The sequence below is a fragment of the Lysobacter sp. CA199 genome (assembly GCF_052078715.1).
GTDB lineage: Bacteria > Pseudomonadota > Gammaproteobacteria > Xanthomonadales > Xanthomonadaceae > Lysobacter.
On the sequence record NZ_JBQJIL010000001.1, the window covers coordinates 245,243 to 261,733 of the forward strand.

Below are 16,491 nucleotides of genomic sequence, written 5' to 3' on the forward strand. Positions count from 1 at the left end.
CGGCGCCGGCCTCGCTGCGCGAACGTTATGCGCGGCGGCTGAGCGCGCACATGCTGACACTGACCAAGCCGCGCCGGCCCGAGCCGTTGCCGGCGCAGTTCGACCGGCGCCGTATCTACGTGCTGCCCACCGGGTTCGGCGCGTTCTACGGCACGCTGCTCACCGCGATGACCCTGGGCGCGCTGAACTACAACAACAACCCGGCGTTTCTGCTCGCGCTGCTGCTGGCCGGCGCCGGGCTGGCGAGCCTGATCGCCGCGCAGTTGCAACTGACCGGACTGCGCATCGTCGCCATCGACGCCGAACCGGTACCGGCCGGCACACCGCTGCAGGTCCGCGTGCACGCGCGCGCCGCGCCCGACCGTCTGCGCCGCGGCCTGCGCGTGGACGACGCCGGCGCGCTCGGCGCCGACCCGGCGCGGCTGGATCTGGACCAGGGCGCCGGCGAAGCCGAACTGCGCATTGCCACCCATCGCCGCGGCTGGCTCGACCTGCCCAAACTGCGCGTTTCCACCACCCGCCCCTTGGGCCTGGCGCGGGCCTGGTCGCACGTGTGGCCGGAAGCGCCGCTGCTGGTGTATCCCACGCCGGAAGCGCAAGGCCCGCCGCTGCCGGTCGGCGGCGGCGATCAGGCGGTGACCCGGCTGCATCCCAGCGGCGACGACGTGCATCACCTGCGCGCCTATCGCCCCGGCGACCCGCGCCGGGCGATCGCCTGGAAGCATTCGGCACGGCGCGACATGCTGCTGGTGCGCGAATACGAACAACCGCTGGGCGCGGACGTCGAATTGGAATGGCATCGCTTGAGCGGCCTCAAGCAGGAAGCGCGCATCTCGCGACTGGCGCGCTGGGTCGACGAAGCCGAACGCGACGGTTGCCGCTATCGCCTGAGCCTGCCCAACCAGCCCGCGCTGGGCCCGGGCAACGGCGCCGCGCACCGTCACGCCTGTCTGCGCGCGCTGGCGCTGATGCCGCATGGCTAAGCCGAAGGCCCCCCCGCCGCTGGAACCGGGCGCGCGGCGCTGGGCGCTGTTGGCCGGCGCGAGCTGCCTGCTGCCGCTGTTGCTGCAACTGCCGCCGCAGATCGCCGCCGCGATCGCCGCGGCCGGCATCGGCGTGGGCCTGCTTTCCTGGCGCAAACCGCTGCCGGCGCTGCTGCGTCTGCTGATGGTGATCGCGCTGGTCGGCGCGGTGCTGCTGATGACCCGCTTCGCGATTGGCCGCGACACCGGCTGCGCCCTGCTCGCGGCGATGTTCGCGCTCAAGCCGTCGGAAACCTACACCCTGCGCGACGCGCGCAGCCTGATCGGTTTCGCCCTGTTCGGCCCGTTCGCCACCTTCCTGCTCGATCAGGGCCCGCTGTCGCTGACCCTGGGCCTGGCCGCGTCGGTGTTCGCGCTGGCGAGTCTGCAGCGCCTGGCCGAACTGGAATCGCGGGTGGAACCCGGTCGCGCGGTCGAGGCACCGTTGTCGCATTGGCAGCGCTTGATCGCGATCGGCCGCCTGATCGGCATCGGTCTGCCGTTGGCGCTGGCGGTGTTCTGGCTGTTTCCGCGATTGAGCGCGCCGTTGTGGGGCGTGCCCGAACGCGCGATCGCCCGGCCGGGCCTGTCGGACCGGATGACGCCGGGGGAAATGGTCGATCTGATGAACGACGAGACCGTGACCCTGCGCGCGCGTTTCAACGGCGCCGCGCCACCGACCTCGCAGATGTACTGGCGCGGACCGGTGCTGTGGAATTTCGATGGCCGTACTTGGACGCAGCCGCGCTGGTTCCGAGGCATCGAGCCGGCGCCGTTCACGCCTTCGGCCACGGTGTGGGACTACGAACTGGAAGTCGAACCCACCGACGATCGCCAGTTCGTCGCGCTCGACCTGCCGCTGGCCGCGCCGAACGGTTCGCAGTTGTCGCTCGATCACGGCATCTACGCGCCGCGCGCGCTCAGCGCGCTCAGCCGCTGGCATCTGCGCTCCTCGCCGCCGGCCGCGTACGAGCCGCAGTTGCGCGCGGTGCTGCGCCGCGCCGCGCTGGATCTGCCGCAGAACTACAACCCGCGCACCGTGGCATTAGGCCGGCAGTGGCGGGCCGAAGCGGGCGCCAACGATGCCGCCGTGGTCGAGCGCGCCCTGGCGCTGATCCGCCGCGACTTCGTCTACACCCTGGCAACACCGCTGCTGGGCAGGCACGCGGTCGACGAGTTCCTGTTCGATTACAAAGCCGGCTTCTGCGAGCACTTCAGCTCGTCCTTCGTGGTGCTGATGCGCGCGGCCGGGATTCCGGCGCGGGTGGTCACCGGTTATGCCGGCGGCTACTACAACCCGGTCGGCCGCTACTGGCTGGTGCGCCGCTCCGACGCGCACGCCTGGGCCGAGGTCTGGCTGCAAGGACGCGGCTGGGTGCGGGTCGATCCGACCGCGGCGGTCGCGCCCGAACGCATCTACGACACTCTGGCCGATCGCGCCCCTGGCGCCGGCGGCCTGTTCGGCGGGATCGGCGGGGCGACGCCGCTGTTCAATCTCAGCGACTGGGCGCGGCGCGGCTGGAACGATTTCGTGCTCGGATTCGACGCCAGCCGGCAAGAACGCCTGCTGCGGCCGTTCGGCGTGGACCGCCTCGACGGCGCCAAGCTGGTGATGCTGTTCGTGTTGTTCGCCAGCGCCGCCGGCGCCTGGATGGTCTGGCTCAGCAGCCGCGGCGAGCGCCAGCGCGACCCCGCGCTGCGGGCCTGGCACGCGCTGGGCCGGCGTTACCGCAAGCTGGGTCTGGAGCGCGAACCGCACGAGCCGGCGCTGGCCTGGGCTGAACGTGTCGGAAAGGCGCGACCCGATTTGGGCATAAGCCTGCTGCAACTCAGCCAACATTTCAGCGATTGGCGTTACGCTGAGGGCCAACCCGGGCGGCGCGAGGCCCGAGAACTGCGCAACGAACTGGTCAGGGCGCTACGCGCGCACCGCCCCGGCCGCACTGGAGAACGTCGATGAAGCTCCGTCTTGCCTTGTTAGCCGCCGGCGCCGCGTTGCTCAGCGCCTGCGCCACGGCGCCCCAACCGTTGCAAGGGGCGTTCTCGGCCCTGACCCCGTCCGATGCGGCGGCCACCGACAGCACCGGTTCGGTGGTGCGTTGGGGCGGCCGTATCGTCAACGTCGAACCGCAGGCCAACCGCACCTGCTTCGAAATGATCTCGACCCGCCTGGGCGACACCGCGCGCCCGTACTGGGCCACCGACGACACCGGCGGCCGCTTCCTGGCTTGCCGCACCGGTTTCTACGATCCGGCGCTGTTCGAGAAGAACCGCGAGGTGACCTTCACCGGCCGCATCGCCGGTTATGAGAGCCGCCGCATCGGCGAGTACGACTACCGCTTCCCGCGCGTGGACGCCGACGTGGTGTATCTGTGGCCGGTGCGCCAGCAGGTCGACGTGATCGAACGTCCGGCGCCGTGGCCGTGGTGGGGTTGGTGGTAAGCCGTCGACGATAAACGTCACGGCGGTGTTGCGAACCGAAGGCGCGAAAGCGCCTTCGGTCGTTTTGGGCCAGGGCGAATGGGTGCGCGGCGACGCTCGTGATTCGACAACCCGCCCCTTGGAAACTCGCCCCCTTTGAAAAAGGGGGCTGGCGCCTGCGTCTATGCGTTTCAGACGTATGCGGCTGCGCCGGGGGATTTGCTTTGGCTTTGCCGCGGCGTTCAAAAGCAAAAACGAATCCCCCTACCCCTCTTTTTCAAAGGGGGAACAGCGGATGCTGGCAAGGGGAACCGCAGCGGCTTTAGCGCGGGGTACCGAAGCGGCCGAGGATGGCGCCGGCGAGCAGGTGCAGATGCAGTTGGAACACCGTCTGCCCGCCATGGCCGTTGCAGTTCATGACGATGCGATAACCGTCCTGGGCGAAGCCTTCGCGTTGCGCATAGGCCGCCGCCGCGTGCGCGAGTTTGCCGACGATGACCGCCTGATCGGGCTTGAGATCGTTGAGCGTGGCGATCGGCGTCTTCGGCACGAACAGCACGTGTACCGGCGCCTGCGGCGCGATGTCGCGGAACGCGATCAGATCCTCGTCTTCATAGACGATGTCGGCCGGCAGTTCGCGACGGATGATCTTGCCGAAGATGGTGGAATCGGTCATGTCGGAATCACGCAGTGGGAGTCGGCGATTACGTTACAGCCAATCGCCGCGGCGTTGCTTCACCCAATCCCGAATTCCAAGATTCCGATCGCAGCCCGCCCCTTCTCCCGTTCACCGGAGAAGGTGCCCGAAGCGGCCTGCCCCCGAGAAGGCGGAGGGCGGAGGGCGGATGAGGCCGCGCGCCGCAATCGCGACCCGCCCTAAACCTCGGTCCGACTGCCGAAGGCGTGCGACAAGGTGCCGCGATCGACGTATTCCAACTCGCCGCCCAGCGGCACGCCGTGCGCTAGCCGGCTCGGCTTGACCCCGTGCTGGCGCGACAACTGCGCCAGATAATGCGCGGTGGCCTCGCCCTCGACCGTGGGATTGGTGGCGATGATCAATTCCTGCACCTCGCCCTCGGCTAGCCGGTCGGCCAGCTTGTCCAGGCCGAGTTCGCGCGGGCCGATGCCGTCGAGCGGGCTCAGCCGGCCCTGCAGGATGAAATACAGGCCGCGATAACCGGTAGCCTGCTCGATCGCCAGCCGGTCGGCCGGCGATTCCACCGCGCACAGCAGATGCGCGTCGCGCGAGGCGCTGGCGCAGGTCGTGCAGACTTCGGTTTCGCTGAAATCGCGGCAGCGCGCGCAATGGCCGATTTTTTCGATCGCCTCGCTCAGCGCGTCGGCCAGACGTTGTCCGCCCGCGCGCTCGCGTTCGAGCACGTGATAGGCCATGCGCTGGGCCGACTTCTGACCCACGCCCGGCAACACCCGGAACGCGTCGATCAACTGTTCCAGCAGCGCGCTGCTCATGCGCGCGCGCCCGGCATCGCGGCGGCGGGCGCTGCGCTCACTCGGAGATAGTGAAGTTGCTGCGCGCGGTAGGCTCGCGGTTCATCGCTCGCACTACGTTGAGGCAAACGATCGCCCCGAGCAGCGGAACCAGCCAGACGAAGACCGCTTGGATACCCTTCTGCGCGCCGGTCAGATCCGGCTCGCGCCAGATCGCCCAGGTCGTGTAGATGTCCAGCCCCAGCAAGGCGGCCGCGACCACCGCGGCGGTGATGCCGATATGAAATCCCATGTCGATGCGTCCGGATGATTATGGTGTGAGCTGGGCGGGGATCAGAACGGCAGCTTCATGCCCGGCGGCATCGGCATGCCGGCGGTGGCGGCCGACATCTTGGCCTGCGATTCGGTGTTGATCTTGTTGACCGCATCGTTGAACGCCGCGGCGATCAGGTCTTCGGCCATTTCCGGATCGCTCACCACGCTGGGATCGATGCGCACCTTGCGGCACTCCATCCGGCCGGTGAGGGTCACGCTGACCATGCCGCCGCCGGCGCTGCCGGTGACTTCGATCTTGGCCAGTTCTTCCTGAGCGCGCTGCACGTTTTCCTGCATCTTCTGCGCTTGTTGCATGAGTTGGGCGATGTTGCCGCGCATGGTGGTCCTGCCTTGTCGTGAAGTATTCGTTGGATCGTGCGCCGCGAGTCTGCCACGGCGCGATGTCAGTCATGGATTGGGGCCGGCGTCGCCTCCGCGCAAGGGCGCGGCCGGACCGGTCGGCGGGCTCAGGCCTCGTCGAAGGGCCGGATCGAATCGGGCACGACCTTGGCGCCGTAGTCGTCGATCAGCCGGCGCACCTGCGGATCGTTCATGAACAGGTCCTCGGCGTTGGCCTGGCGCTCGTCGCGCGCGCGCTGATTGCGCGCATGCAGCGATTCGCCGGCCTGGGCCGCCTCGAAGCGGATCTGCGGCGCCGCGCCCAGGCGCGAAGCCAGCGCATCGGCGACCATCTTGATCAGCGACGGCGCCTTCAGGTGTTCGTCGTTCGGCCCCAGCGACAAGGTCAGCACACCGTCGGCATAAGCGACGAAACCGGCATGTTCGGCGAGGATCCGCGACGGGCCGCGCAAGCCGCTGGCATCGACGATGGCGTGCCAGGCCAGATCGTCGGCGATGATCACCCCGCCCGCCGGCGCGGCGGCGCGCGCGGGCATGGTGATCGGGGCGGAGGCGGGCGTAGCGAAGATGTCTTCGCGTGGCGGCTCGCGATGCGGCGACTGCGACGGTGCGGACAGCGGCGGGTTCGACTCGGCCCGTACCGGCGTTTCGACCGCGTGGGCGTCTGCACGCTCCGCGAGGCTTTGTGCTGTGTTGATACTTTGCCGCGCCGAAGCGGCCGGCGCGGCGACAAGCGCTGCGTGCTCTTTCGCCTGCGCGGCTTGCGGATCGCGCAACGGTTCGCGCACGGGCTCGTCGTCGGGCCACAGCGGCGCTTCGCGGCGCGCGATTTGGTCAGGCGCAGCGACCTGCGACTGCGAATCGCGCGGGTCCAAATACGGCGCCGGCGCTTCCTGCACCCGTTCGGGCCGCGCAACCATCGGCTTCGCGGGCGCCGCCTGTTCGGACACCTCCCACGGCGGCGCATCGCGCGGATCGTCGTCGAAGGGATTCGAACGCGCCGCGACTGGTGCCGACGGCTTCGGCGCGGCCGACGACAACGCCACTTCGCGCGGATCGTCCGCGAACGGGTTCGCAGGCGGCGACGGCGCGGCATCGCGCGGGTCGTCGGCGAAGGGATTGGAACGCGCGGCCGCGACCGGCTTGGCGACCGGCGGCGGCAATTCCCATGGCGGTGCGTCGCGCGGATCGTTGGCCGGCGGCACGGCCGGGCCGGGCGTCGTCGCAGCGGCGGGCGACTGAGCCGCCATCAGCTCGCGCACGGGCGCCGGCGCTGCCGCCTGAGGCTCCGCAGCCTGACGCGGCGCGGCGCCGCGAGCCGGCGTGCCCATCTCGCGCATCGCCGCTGCGGCCTGGGCCGCGGCGTTGGCGCCGCGCGCCGCTTCGGCGCGGCCGCCCTCGGAGCCCGAGCCGGCCGGCGGGGTTTCGCCCGCCGCCGCGCCCGGTCGGAAGGCGAGCATGCGCAGCACGCTCATTTCGAAACCGGCGCGCGGGCTCGGCGCCAGCGGCAGATCGCGGCGTCCGTTGACGCACATCTGATACCAAAGCTGGACCACTTCCGGCCGCAGCTGCGCGGCCAGCGCATCGACATCGACGCCGTCGGCCTCGATCGCGGCCTCGGGAACCAACTGACGCACCTGGATCCGGTGCAGCGCATCGCCCAGCGCCTCGAGCACGCTGCCCCAATCCGGCGAAAACTCGGCCAGGGTCGCGACTTCGTCGAGCAAACGCTGGCCTTCGCCGTCGGCCAGCGCCGACAGCACCGCGCCCACCCGGGTGCGGTCGACCGAACCGAGCATCGCCGCGACCGCCGCGCCTTCCAGCGGTGCGTCAGCGCCGGCGCCGCCATAGGCGATGGCCTGATCGAGCAGCGACAACCCGTCGCGCAGACTGCCGTCGGCGGCCTTGGCGAGCTGGCGGATCGCCGAATCCTCGGCCGGAATCTGCTCGGCGGCGAGTATCTTGGTCATCTGCCCGGCGATCTGCTGCTCGTCCAGACGCTTGAGATTGAACTGCAGACAGCGCGACAGCACCGTCACCGGCAATTTCTGCGGGTCGGTGGTGGCGAGCAGGAATTTCACGTGCCCCGGCGGTTCCTCCAGGGTCTTGAGCAGCGCGTTGAACGCCGACTTGGACAGCATGTGCACTTCGTCGATCAGATAGACCTTCACCCGACCGCGGCTGGGCATGTACTGAGCGTTGTCGATCACCTCGCGCACATCGTCCACGCCGGTGTTGCTGGCCGCGTCGATTTCGAGCAGGTCGATGTAACGGCCCGAGTCGATGTCCAGACAGGCGTTGCACTCGCCGCACGGGTCGGCCGAGGTGCCGCGCTCGCAGTTCAGCGACTTGGCGAAGATCCGCGCGATCGTGGTCTTGCCCACCCCGCGCGTACCGGTGAACAGAAAGGCGTGATGCACGCGCCCGGTGCCGAGCGCATTGGTCAGCGCGCGGACCACGTGCTCCTGCCCGACCAGTTCGGCGAAACGCTTGGGGCGCCATTTGCGGGCGAGGACGAGATAGGACATCGGATCCTTGGGGGCGTTGGGACGGGGCGAGAGCCGGCGCCTGCGGCGCCGCGAACCTCCGCGCGGGCCGGCGCGGCGCGCCTGGGCCGGTCGCGACCGGCAGCGGGCCGCCGGACGCTCGCGAACGAACCCCGGCATTGTGCCATGCCCCACCCTCGCCCCCGTACGCCGCGCGCCTCCGGCCGCCCCTGCCGCGCACCAGCTTGTTCCCGGCGCCGCCGACAGCTAGAATCCACGGCCCTGCACGGCCCGCTCACGCGGCCCGGACAGGATCCGGAGAGGTGTCCGAGTGGTTGAAGGAGCACGCCTGGAAAGTGTGTAAGCGTCTAAACCGCGCTTCGGGGGTTCGAATCCCCCTCTCTCCGCCAGATCATCGAACAGGCCCCTGATCTCAGGGGCCTGTTTCGTTTTCGCCATCGGGTTCGCCATCTTCCCCGGGAGAGGAGCGCAGCCATCGGATGAGCCAAACCTCATACCCTCCCGCCGCCAGCTCGGCAGCAATGAATTGAAGTTCCCAGCCTCCCAGCCTGCCCTAGCTCACTTCACCGGGAGATTCCGTAGATCCGCTTCAATCGACGGAAGATCCTTAGGCGCTTCGCCCGACAGCGTGGGCCGAGGGCCTGAGAGCAAGGTGCCATCGTCGGAAATCTCGTAAACGATAAATGCGAGCGCATTGAAGCCGCTCTCTGCCTGTTTCTTGTTCTCGGCGACGCGTTGCTCGTACCAATTGCGAGACGCGGTCAACAAGTACTTCTTCCCCGGCGTCACCGGGTAATCGGAAGAAACATCCACATAGATTTCGGCCGACTGCGGGCCGGATTGGCGCGGATGATGGATAAGATCGCCGACTGCGCGCGACCCTTTCAGCGATTTCACGACGGTATAGGGAATCGCGGACAAATAACCGTCGGTACGGGCCCGGCTTTCTTCGACTTTACCGGCGGTCGCTATCACCACCGTATCCGTCAGCATCATCTGCTCGAAAGGGCTCGAAGTGAGCCCCGTGAACACCTCATCGACCACATCGAACAAATTCACATTGCGTCGGCGATACGCCGCCACATCGGAAGCCGTGAACCCCAAGGCCGCAAGGTCGATCGCCGATACGCGCGAAATCGCCTCAACTTGCTCCGCATTCAACGCGATGCTCGCGCCCCTGACGTTGGCGGACACTTTTCCCGCCTTCAGCAGCGCCTGGTAATTGCCTTGAAGTCCCCGCCGGGCAAGGGCTTCAATACGATCTCGCTCACGCGCCTGCGCTTCCGCACGCCGGCTTTCCGGCGAGGGCTCGATTTTTTCGCTTCGCGCTTCTTGGGCATAGGCGCTAGAGCCAACCAGCACGCCAATGAAGACTAGAGTTCGCCACATTTCACTTCTCTCCTTGTGAGTACGCGGGTCATACACGGTGCAGCCTTGCGCGAAAGAATACAGGTCAGGCCGCAGCGCTTTACTTGCAACGACTCGGCTGTGAGCGTTTGTTCGTCTGCGACCACTCCCGGCGCAACATGAAGCCTTTGTGCCAACACCCCGTCGACACCAAGATTTCATCGTAGCAATCATGCCCCCGGAGCGTAGAAACTCCTCAAACAACGGTACCCGCCTCCGATATCCCGGTGGGTTTTTTATGCCTGTCGTTTAGGCATTGCCGGCGCAAGTTCCATGCGTCGGGAGGGCGGCTAATACAACACCCGCAAGGGAAATACGCCCGCCGCCTGTATGCGATTTCTAACCTCCCGACATCCCGCCTGCGACTTCGCGCTGCGCGGGCCACCGGTCCATGGAGAGGAGTGCCGCGTATGCCCCGAAAATCATCGCCCGCCCCTATCTTGAGCTCCAAGCCTTCCACGATGCGTTGGCCGGCATCGCCAACACCATCGGCCCCGCTACGGCGCCCTCCCCCTGCAGTCCGTAAGCCCGAACAGTCCCGCCGCCGGGCGCTGGCCTCGGTGTTCCGCTTGTGGACTAACCAGATCAATCGCAACTTGAAGACGATGCGGCCGGCGTAACGGCATCGGCTCTCCGCCCGGCGGCCCCACGTGGGTGTTCGCCCCGAAACCGACGCCAATCCGCACCGCCCGGCAACAAAAAGGCCGCCCGGCAGGCGGCCTTGCGAATTACATGGCTTGAACCGCCGCAGGGCGCTCAGGAACGCCGCCGAACCGATCAATCCCTTCAGTGGGCTGGACTATCGCAATACACCCGTCGGTGGCCGTGAATGCGGCAGGACGAACCCATATCCCTGCGCGATATGTCCTCCGCCGGCTGGACATTGCCCTTTTTCCGCTCCCCTTTCGCCGTATCCGTCATAGAACATGGCGTGGCATTTGTTGCAGAAACGCCATTCCGTCTGCGCGGTCGGAGTACCCGGAACATCATGGGGCACAAGGTAGCCACCCGAGCCCAAGGCCTCGTGACCTTTCCGTCCGTTCGCCGAACAAGCCCCCTTGTTACGGTATCCATTGAAGAACAAGACGTTGCAATACTTGCAACGACACCAGCGAGGTTGTGCAGTAGCCGTTTCCCGACGCTGCTTGTCGTCGCTGCAGGCGCCGGAGTCGTATTGGGGAAGAATGAAGTTGTAACCCTGCGCCCTGTGGGGCTGCCCGTCCGTACATACGCCTCCATCGTCGGGTCGATAGAACATCGCCCGGCATTTATTGCAAAAGCGCCAGTCACTGGTGCTGCATGAGGCGGAGGAGGCGAGGACGGACTGCGCCGGAACGGCATAGAGGAGCAAGGTTCCGCCCGCAGCCTGCATCAGTCTGCGTCTGGTGACGCCCGCGCTGTTCATAGTTATCTCTCCCTGATGAAACAAAGCCGCACTACCAGGGATCAACGGCGGAGCCTGGAACGATCGGCCAGTCGGCGAATTGCCCAGGAACGCCCTGGTCTTCGTCTTCAGATTCAGCTCACGCCGCATGAAAAACAAACGCTCTTCCGCAACGGAAATCCGGCGTTCGGCCTGCGTCGTGTAGCCGCCTGAGGCCTGTCCATGGGGCCGGCCGGGCGAACGAAGATCGAGCGACCGATTGCCCAGGCCGCCGAAGAGCTTGCGTCTGAGACTCGGTCGATTCCTTCCGGGGAAAGACGCCCGCCGCCAAGTTAAGATGCAGGCCGGAAACGGGGTCGATGCGACTTCGTCGATTGGCAAAGGAATGCGCATGAAGCGGACCCTTCGTTGTTTGTGGCTGTTGCTGGCGGTCGCGAGTTTGTCGGCCTGCACCTGGCACGTGCGCGAAAACAACATCGTGATTCCGCGCACGGCGCCCGCGGCCGATCTGACCGCATTGCGCGCGCAGTTTCCCCAGTACCGGATCGAAGAAACGCGCATCGCGGTGGCCGATGACGCGCAACTGTACTCACTGCGTTTCTTGCGCCGCGACGCGGTCGCCACGGTGCTGTACTTCGGCGGCAACGGCTACACGGTGACCAAGTGGGCGGGGCGCACCGTCAAGAGCTATGCGGATGCACCGGTGAACGTGGTGCTGGTCGATCATCGCGGCTATGGCGCCAGCAGCGGGACCGCGTCGCTGGATGCGTTGATGGCCGACGCGGTGACGGTCTACGACGATCTGCGCAAGGATGCGGCGCTGGGCGGGTTGCCGTTGATCGTGCACGGGCATTCGCTAGGCAGTTTCATGGCTGGGCGCGTCGCCTCGGAGCGCACGCTGGACGGTTTGATTCTGGAAAGCTCGGTGACCACCTCCGAGGAGTGGGCAGCCCATCTTCGCTCCAGGCAGAAACTGTGGGCGCGTGTGCTGGTGCGCCGGGTCGCGCCGGAAGGCGCCCTGGCCGGCAAGGGCAATGGCCCGGTCGCCGCGAAGCTGGACGAGCCGGTGCTGTTGGTCGTCGGCGAGAACGACACCACCACGCCGCCGCGGTTCGCGCGAGCGCTGTTCGAGGCCGCGCCGCTGCCCGAGGGGCGTAAGCGCTTGCTGATCGTTCCCGGTCGCGATCACCTGAGCGCTTCGGATTCTGCGGAGTTTCGCGCGGCGTTGGCGGCGTTCGTCGCCGAGCAAGTGCGCAGGCCGCCGCCGAGCTGATCGCCGTCAATTCAACTCGAAACGATAAAGCGCCCTCGGCTGGATAAAAGCCGGGGCGTTTTTGTTTTTGGTGCGCGGCTTCGGGCTCGTTCCGCTCGAAAGCGCGCGGCAAACATCGCTCTCATCTCGATTCGTCGCGACGCTCGGAATAAAGCGCAGATAAGCATAGAAGCAACATTTCGTTCGCTTCGAATTCTTGTCGCTCGCCCGCCGCAATTGTGCATTCGCGACCCGCCGCGCACTGTCACGAATCATTACAGCCGCGTCGCAAGCCAACCCTGCGAACTGCGCCCCGGTTCGCATTCGCGCACGAAGCCGCGCCTCTAGATTGCGCGCGCCGCGCCGGGGCCCAAGGGGGTTTGCGCCGCCGCGCGGCTTGCCGCGCCTGTCGCCGCGATCCGTCGGCGGGCACGATCACTTACGACATCCACTCAAGGAATTCAGATGAGCAAGAAGCTTTCCGATCCCGGCGCCGCCGGCGATTCGGCTCCTTCCTCGCACGCGCGGCGCAAGCTGATCGGCGCGGCCGGCATGATCGCCGGCGCCGGCGCGGCGGCCGCGGCGACCACCTCGGCGTCGATCGGCGGCGCGGCGTTTCAAGACCGCTCGATCGGCGGCGCACCGCCGCCGCGGGGCAATCCGGCGTTCGCGCCGACCGCGGCCGCCGGCACTGACCCGGGACGGATCAACGTCAAGGACTACGGCGCGATCGGCAACGGCAGCGCCGACGACACCGCGGCCATCGTCGCCGCGCGCGACGCGGTCCTGGCTTCGGCCAACGGCAACGGCTGGCTCACCCATCACCTGTATTTTCCGGCCGGCATCTACCGGGTGACCAAGGCCGATGCGCTGCTGCCCAAGGGCGACATCAAGAGGAAGGTCAACGGCTATGTGATCGAAGGCCAAGGCAAGCGCAGCTCGGAAATCGTGTTCGACGCCGTGGCCGGCGGCGGCGATGCGTTCGCCAACAATCTGTTGACCGCGCACGGCCGCCTGCGCCAGTTCCGTGTGCGCGACATTTCCTTCCGCGCAACCCGCCCGGGCCTGAACTGGATCTATTGCTGGGCGTCGGTGGCTCAGGGCACCAATCAGGATTTCGCCTTCGACGATGTCGAGTGGCGAGGCCCGTGGAATCGCGTGATCGGACTCGACGGCCCCACCGATTCCAACCTCAACTCGGAGTGGTCGTTCAACCGCTGCCATCTGGCCAACGACGTGGTGCTCGGCGATGCGTTCCTGCATTCGGGCATGAGCCCGAGCGTGAGCCAACAGGACCAGTTCCTGAATTTCTGGTTCCGCGACTGCAAGTTCGAGTATCGCAGCGGCACCCTGCTGCGTTTCGCCCGCGGCGGCTACGTCAACGTGTACGGCGGTTCTTGGATCCAGTGCAACGAGGACGTGAACACGCCGTCGGTGTTCTTCGACTTGCCGCCGGGCCCGCACAACAACACGGTCAAGACGCTGATCGTGGTCGGCGTTCGGTTCGAGATCCGCCACGTCATGAGCAAGCTGATGAACTGCGGCTGGGACGCGGCCAACGGCAATATCACCTTCATCGCCTGCACCGACGCGGCGCGCTCGTTCCAGAGCCATATCGGCCCGCCCTCGGTGCCGGTGGTCTATCGCCCGTTCAACGGCGACATGCCGTTCGTGAAGTGGCAATCGTGCCAGTTGATGGGCAAGCACGAGTCCTATGCCACCAGCAATCGCAACCGGCTGATGTTCGAGCAGTGCCACACGCTCAACTACCCGATGGATAAGTTCCTGGTGCAGTTGTGATCGAAGGCGGCGCGGCGACGAACGTCGCGCCGCCCCCATGCCGGCGATGGCGCGGCGCGCTCAGATCCGCCCGGTCGCCAGGGCGCGCGCCCAATCGGGCCGGCCGTTGCGCAAGGCCAGTTCGGCGGCGGCGTTCCAGTCGTAATCCACCGCGACGAATTCCACGCGCCACTCGCCGTCGCGGCCGCGTTCGACGATGGCGTAACGCGCCTGCGGCGAATCGTTTTCGACCTTGTACGGATGCGGACGATCGTCGGCATAGGCCTGCAAACCCACGCTGCCCGGATTGACGATCAGGCGCCCGTCGTCCAGGCGCAGGCCGCGCGGTACATGGGTGTGCCCGCACAGGATCACCCGCGCATCGGCATCTCCGGCGCGCTCGGCCGCTTCGGCCGAAGTCGCCGCGCGCATGCCGGAAGCGTCGATGGTTTCGATGAAACATTCCAGGTCGCTGCGTGGAGTGCCGTGCACCATCAGCACGTCGTCGTTCAAACGCAGACTCGCCGGCAGGCCGCGCAGCCAGTCGCGCTGATCGGCGCGCAGGTGGGCGACAGCGTGGCGATCGGATTCGCTCATGCGTTCGAACGGATCGTTGAGCACCTGGCGTTCGTGATTGCCGGCGATGGTTGGCCAGCCCAGCGCGATCAGCCGGTCGGCGGTCGCTTCGACCTGCAGGGGACCGGACAGCAGATCGCCCAGATCGACGATGAGGTCCGCGCCGCGCCGCGCGATGTCGGCCCGCACCGCGTCGAGCGCGCCGAGGTTGCCGTGGATGTCGGAGAGAACGGCGATGCGCATGTGCGGATCGTAAACCGCTTGGGCGGCGAGTCGTGCTGCGGCGGTTGCGCTTCGGGCGGCGAGCCTCGTCCCGAACTGGCGCGATCGAGCCGTGGCCACGGTTCGGATCGGGCGGCCGCGCGGGATCCGGATTTCGCGCAAAACGGTCCCGGGCGAACGCCTGCGCGACCCGGCAGCCGCGCCGCCGACGCGGCCGCGCGGGCCTTACGCGCCGCGTCGCACACGGGGTTTGCGCCCCGGGCCGCCTTTCAGGCAGAATGCCGCCCCTCCGGCACGATCCGGACTACGCACGGCGCTCAGGCGCGCATGCGATCTCTATGGTGGCCCCGTTGGCGCCTCCGCGACGATAGGTTGAAAACCCCGCCAGGGCCGGAAGGCAGCAACGGTATCGACTGATTCGGGTGCCGGAGTCACGCTTGCGGGGCCGCCGCCTTTTTGGGGCTTGGATCGCGGGCGACGCCGCCGCAGTTCGTCGCGCGGACGTTGTGGCGAAATCGGCAGCCGGGGCTTGCGCGGATGCTTGTGAGCACGTGTCGGGGCTGAAGCCCCTCCCACAAAAGATTTCGCGGCATCGTCGCGGTGGTGCATGCGCCGTTGAATGCTGCGGCGGAATCTGTGCCCCGAGGTTGCACGCGCGTGGGCCGGTGCCCAATCCCCTCAAAGCAGCGCTCACCATCACGATAAAGCGGCGAAGTCTCTGTGGGAGGGGCTTCAGCCCCGACTCGCACCCACACGCATCGGTTCCTTTCCGATCAGCTGCTGAGCCGAAGCCGCGGCGCTTACTTCCCGCCCAGCGACAACGCCAGCGCATCGGGCTCGCGCCCGGTCTTCCACTGCGCCACCGGCTTCCAGGTCTTACGGTCGATCACCGCGATTTCATCGCCGCCGCTGATCGCCACGTACACCCGCGGCCGCTTCGGATCGGCGATCACCCCGATCGGCAATGCAGCGCGGCCGAGCATGGTGTCGCGGTATTGCGCGTCGGCACGGGTCAACTCGACCGTGGCCAGCGATTTCTTGCGCTTGGCGTCGAACACCGACAGCGTCGCCGCGCGCGCGTTGCTCACCAACGCCTGGCGGCCGTCGGCGGTGAACACCACGCGAATCGGAAACCCGGGACTGGGCAAGGTGTCGCGGATCGCCAACGTGCGCGGATCGTGCACGGTCACGCTGTCGGCCTCGCGATTGCTGACCCACACCTCACCGCTGCCCGGCCGCACCGCGATGCCTTCGGCGCCCTTACCGGCATCGACCTCGTCGGTCTTGGCGTTGGTGCTCAGATCGATACGGCTCACCGTGCCGCGGTCGACCTTGGTCACGTAGGCGGTCTTGCCGTCGGCGGCGACAGCGACCATGTGACCCTTGCCCGCACCCAGCGCGATCTCGGCGACGATCTTGCCGCTGGCGATATCGACGCGGAGCAGATGTTGCGAGGCCTCGGTGGTGGCCAGCGCTTCGCGATCGCCGGGCAGGAAGCGCAAACCGTGCGGACGGCCGTGACGGCCCAGATCGATGATCCGCGGCGCAGCGCTCCCGCGCAGGTCCAACACGCTGAGCGTATGACCCGGTTTGTCGCCGGTACCGTAATTGGCGACCAGCGCGGTCGCGCCGTCGTGACTGACCACGATCTCGTGCGGGCCGGGCTGAGTCGGGAACTCGCCGAGCTTGCGCCCATCCTCCAGCGAAAGCCGCCAGACGGTGTCGGCGGACTTGTTGCCGACCAGAATCTCGCCCGAAACCGCAGGGAAAAACGCGCAGGACATCAGAACAAAACAA

At 67.4% G+C, this 16,491-nt stretch carries 15 protein-coding genes, 1 tRNA gene and 1 other RNA gene; 7 read left to right on the plus strand and 10 right to left on the minus strand.

Annotation, left to right across the window (positions count from 1 at the left end; all coding sequences use genetic code 11):
- Positions 1 to 50 precede the first annotated feature (50 nt).
- Genes ACTOWJ_RS01110 through ACTOWJ_RS01120 form a run of 3 tightly spaced genes read left to right on the plus strand, consistent with a single transcriptional unit; the run spans position 51 to position 3,464 of the window.
- Positions 51 to 983: a DUF58 domain-containing protein gene (locus ACTOWJ_RS01110; protein WP_441333068.1), complete on the plus strand. Its 933-nt coding sequence runs from the start codon at positions 51 to 53 to the stop codon at positions 981 to 983.
- Complete coding sequence (locus ACTOWJ_RS01115; protein WP_441332732.1) at positions 976 to 2,982, plus strand: transglutaminase TgpA family protein; 2,007 nt, start codon at positions 976 to 978, stop codon at positions 2,980 to 2,982. The genes ACTOWJ_RS01110 and ACTOWJ_RS01115 overlap by 8 nt, the downstream gene beginning before the upstream one ends.
- Positions 2,979 to 3,464: a Slp family lipoprotein gene (locus tag ACTOWJ_RS01120; RefSeq protein WP_441332733.1), complete on the plus strand. Its 486-nt coding sequence runs from the start codon at positions 2,979 to 2,981 to the stop codon at positions 3,462 to 3,464. The genes ACTOWJ_RS01115 and ACTOWJ_RS01120 overlap by 4 nt, the downstream gene beginning before the upstream one ends.
- Positions 3,465 to 3,765: 301 nt before the next feature.
- Here ACTOWJ_RS01120 and ACTOWJ_RS01125 read toward each other — a convergent pair whose 3' ends face one another.
- The 5 genes from ACTOWJ_RS01125 to dnaX all read right to left on the minus strand — a co-directional run bounded on the left by ACTOWJ_RS01125 (position 3,766) and on the right by dnaX (position 8,095).
- Positions 3,766 to 4,119, minus strand: a complete 354-nt coding sequence (locus tag ACTOWJ_RS01125; protein ID WP_441332734.1) for a histidine triad nucleotide-binding protein — start codon at positions 4,117 to 4,119, stop codon at positions 3,766 to 3,768.
- Between the two features lie 200 nt (positions 4,120 to 4,319).
- On the minus strand, positions 4,320 to 4,913 hold the full coding sequence (gene recR, locus ACTOWJ_RS01130) for a recombination mediator RecR (protein WP_441332735.1): 594 nt from the start codon (positions 4,911 to 4,913) through the stop codon (positions 4,320 to 4,322).
- A 37-nt stretch (positions 4,914 to 4,950) separates the two neighbouring features.
- A complete protein-coding gene (locus tag ACTOWJ_RS01135; RefSeq protein WP_441332736.1) occupies positions 4,951 to 5,184 on the minus strand; it encodes a hypothetical protein in 234 nt (77 codons plus the stop codon).
- Positions 5,185 to 5,225: 41 nt separating this feature from the next.
- Positions 5,226 to 5,546: a YbaB/EbfC family nucleoid-associated protein gene (locus tag ACTOWJ_RS01140; RefSeq protein ID WP_441332737.1), complete on the minus strand. Its 321-nt coding sequence runs from the start codon at positions 5,544 to 5,546 to the stop codon at positions 5,226 to 5,228.
- A gap of 128 nt (positions 5,547 to 5,674) precedes the next feature.
- The gene (gene dnaX / locus ACTOWJ_RS01145; RefSeq protein WP_441332738.1) at positions 5,675 to 8,095 is read right to left on the minus strand and encodes a DNA polymerase III subunit gamma/tau; all 2,421 of its coding nucleotides are present in this window, start codon (positions 8,093 to 8,095) and stop codon (positions 5,675 to 5,677) included.
- 275 nt (positions 8,096 to 8,370) lie between these two features.
- On the opposite strand from dnaX, the gene ACTOWJ_RS01150 reads away from it, so the two are divergent.
- A tRNA-Ser gene (locus ACTOWJ_RS01150) sits at positions 8,371 to 8,463 on the plus strand.
- A gap of 169 nt (positions 8,464 to 8,632) precedes the next feature.
- On the opposite strand, the gene ACTOWJ_RS01155 is transcribed toward ACTOWJ_RS01150, so the two are convergent.
- Together ACTOWJ_RS01155 and ACTOWJ_RS01160 are read right to left on the minus strand one after the other, a co-directional pair.
- A complete protein-coding gene (locus ACTOWJ_RS01155; protein ID WP_441332739.1) occupies positions 8,633 to 9,463 on the minus strand; it encodes a hypothetical protein in 831 nt (276 codons plus the stop codon).
- Positions 9,464 to 10,280: 817 nt separating this feature from the next.
- Positions 10,281 to 11,258 (minus strand): hypothetical protein, encoded by a 978-nt coding sequence (locus ACTOWJ_RS01160; RefSeq protein ID WP_441332740.1) that lies wholly within the window; start codon positions 11,256 to 11,258, stop codon positions 10,281 to 10,283.
- Between ACTOWJ_RS01160 and ACTOWJ_RS01165 the strand changes: the two genes are divergently transcribed.
- Positions 11,257 to 12,138: an alpha/beta hydrolase gene (locus ACTOWJ_RS01165; RefSeq protein ID WP_441332741.1), complete on the plus strand. Its 882-nt coding sequence runs from the start codon at positions 11,257 to 11,259 to the stop codon at positions 12,136 to 12,138. The genes ACTOWJ_RS01160 and ACTOWJ_RS01165 overlap by 2 nt on opposite strands.
- 6 nt (positions 12,139 to 12,144) lie before the next feature.
- Here ACTOWJ_RS01165 and ACTOWJ_RS01170 read toward each other — a convergent pair whose 3' ends face one another.
- The gene (locus ACTOWJ_RS01170) at positions 12,145 to 12,393 is read right to left on the minus strand and encodes a hypothetical protein (RefSeq protein ID WP_441332742.1); all 249 of its coding nucleotides are present in this window, start codon (positions 12,391 to 12,393) and stop codon (positions 12,145 to 12,147) included.
- Between the two features lie 189 nt (positions 12,394 to 12,582).
- Here ACTOWJ_RS01170 and ACTOWJ_RS01175 point away from each other — a divergent pair, with 189 nt between their 5' ends.
- On the plus strand, positions 12,583 to 13,917 hold the full coding sequence (locus tag ACTOWJ_RS01175; protein ID WP_441332743.1) for a glycosyl hydrolase family 28-related protein: 1,335 nt from the start codon (positions 12,583 to 12,585) through the stop codon (positions 13,915 to 13,917).
- A gap of 60 nt (positions 13,918 to 13,977) precedes the next feature.
- On the opposite strand, the gene ACTOWJ_RS01180 is transcribed toward ACTOWJ_RS01175, so the two are convergent.
- Entirely contained in the window at positions 13,978 to 14,715 is a 738-nt protein-coding gene (locus ACTOWJ_RS01180; RefSeq protein ID WP_441332744.1) for a metallophosphoesterase family protein, read from the minus strand.
- 327 nt (positions 14,716 to 15,042) lie between these two features.
- On the opposite strand from ACTOWJ_RS01180, the gene ffs reads away from it, so the two are divergent.
- An RNA gene (gene ffs, locus ACTOWJ_RS01185) (signal recognition particle sRNA small type) lies at positions 15,043 to 15,139 on the plus strand.
- A 355-nt stretch (positions 15,140 to 15,494) separates the two neighbouring features.
- On the opposite strand, the gene ACTOWJ_RS01190 is transcribed toward ffs, so the two are convergent.
- Positions 15,495 to 16,478 carry a YncE family protein gene (locus ACTOWJ_RS01190; protein WP_441332745.1) on the minus strand — a complete coding sequence of 328 codons (984 nt, stop codon included), beginning with the start codon at positions 16,476 to 16,478 and terminating at the stop codon, positions 15,495 to 15,497.
- Positions 16,479 to 16,491: the final 13 nt, after the last annotated feature.

Excerpts from the sequence above, each read along its gene's own strand:
- ACTOWJ_RS01110 (WP_441333068.1), top strand. The coding sequence starts at position 51 with ATGCTGACACTGACCAAGCCGCGCCGGCCCGAGCCGTTGCCGGCGCAG.
- ACTOWJ_RS01115 (WP_441332732.1), top strand. The coding sequence starts at position 976 with ATGGCTAAGCCGAAGGCCCCCCCGCCGCTGGAACCGGGCGCGCGGCGC.
- ACTOWJ_RS01120 (WP_441332733.1), top strand. The coding sequence starts at position 2,979 with ATGAAGCTCCGTCTTGCCTTGTTAGCCGCCGGCGCCGCGTTGCTCAGC.
- ACTOWJ_RS01125 (WP_441332734.1), bottom strand. The coding sequence starts at position 4,119 with ATGACCGATTCCACCATCTTCGGCAAGATCATCCGTCGCGAACTGCCG.
- recR (WP_441332735.1), bottom strand. The coding sequence starts at position 4,913 with ATGAGCAGCGCGCTGCTGGAACAGTTGATCGACGCGTTCCGGGTGTTG.
- ACTOWJ_RS01135 (WP_441332736.1), bottom strand. The coding sequence starts at position 5,184 with ATGGGATTTCATATCGGCATCACCGCCGCGGTGGTCGCGGCCGCCTTG.
- ACTOWJ_RS01140 (WP_441332737.1), bottom strand. The coding sequence starts at position 5,546 with ATGCGCGGCAACATCGCCCAACTCATGCAACAAGCGCAGAAGATGCAG.
- dnaX (WP_441332738.1), bottom strand. The coding sequence starts at position 8,095 with ATGTCCTATCTCGTCCTCGCCCGCAAATGGCGCCCCAAGCGTTTCGCC.
- ACTOWJ_RS01155 (WP_441332739.1), bottom strand. The coding sequence starts at position 9,463 with ATGTGGCGAACTCTAGTCTTCATTGGCGTGCTGGTTGGCTCTAGCGCC.
- ACTOWJ_RS01165 (WP_441332741.1), top strand. The coding sequence starts at position 11,257 with ATGAAGCGGACCCTTCGTTGTTTGTGGCTGTTGCTGGCGGTCGCGAGT.
- ACTOWJ_RS01160 (WP_441332740.1), bottom strand. The coding sequence starts at position 11,258 with ATGCGCATTCCTTTGCCAATCGACGAAGTCGCATCGACCCCGTTTCCG.
- ACTOWJ_RS01170 (WP_441332742.1), bottom strand. The coding sequence starts at position 12,393 with ATGATTCGTGACAGTGCGCGGCGGGTCGCGAATGCACAATTGCGGCGG.
- ACTOWJ_RS01175 (WP_441332743.1), top strand. The coding sequence starts at position 12,583 with ATGAGCAAGAAGCTTTCCGATCCCGGCGCCGCCGGCGATTCGGCTCCT.
- ACTOWJ_RS01180 (WP_441332744.1), bottom strand. The coding sequence starts at position 14,715 with ATGCGCATCGCCGTTCTCTCCGACATCCACGGCAACCTCGGCGCGCTC.
- ACTOWJ_RS01190 (WP_441332745.1), bottom strand. The coding sequence starts at position 16,478 with ATGTCCTGCGCGTTTTTCCCTGCGGTTTCGGGCGAGATTCTGGTCGGC.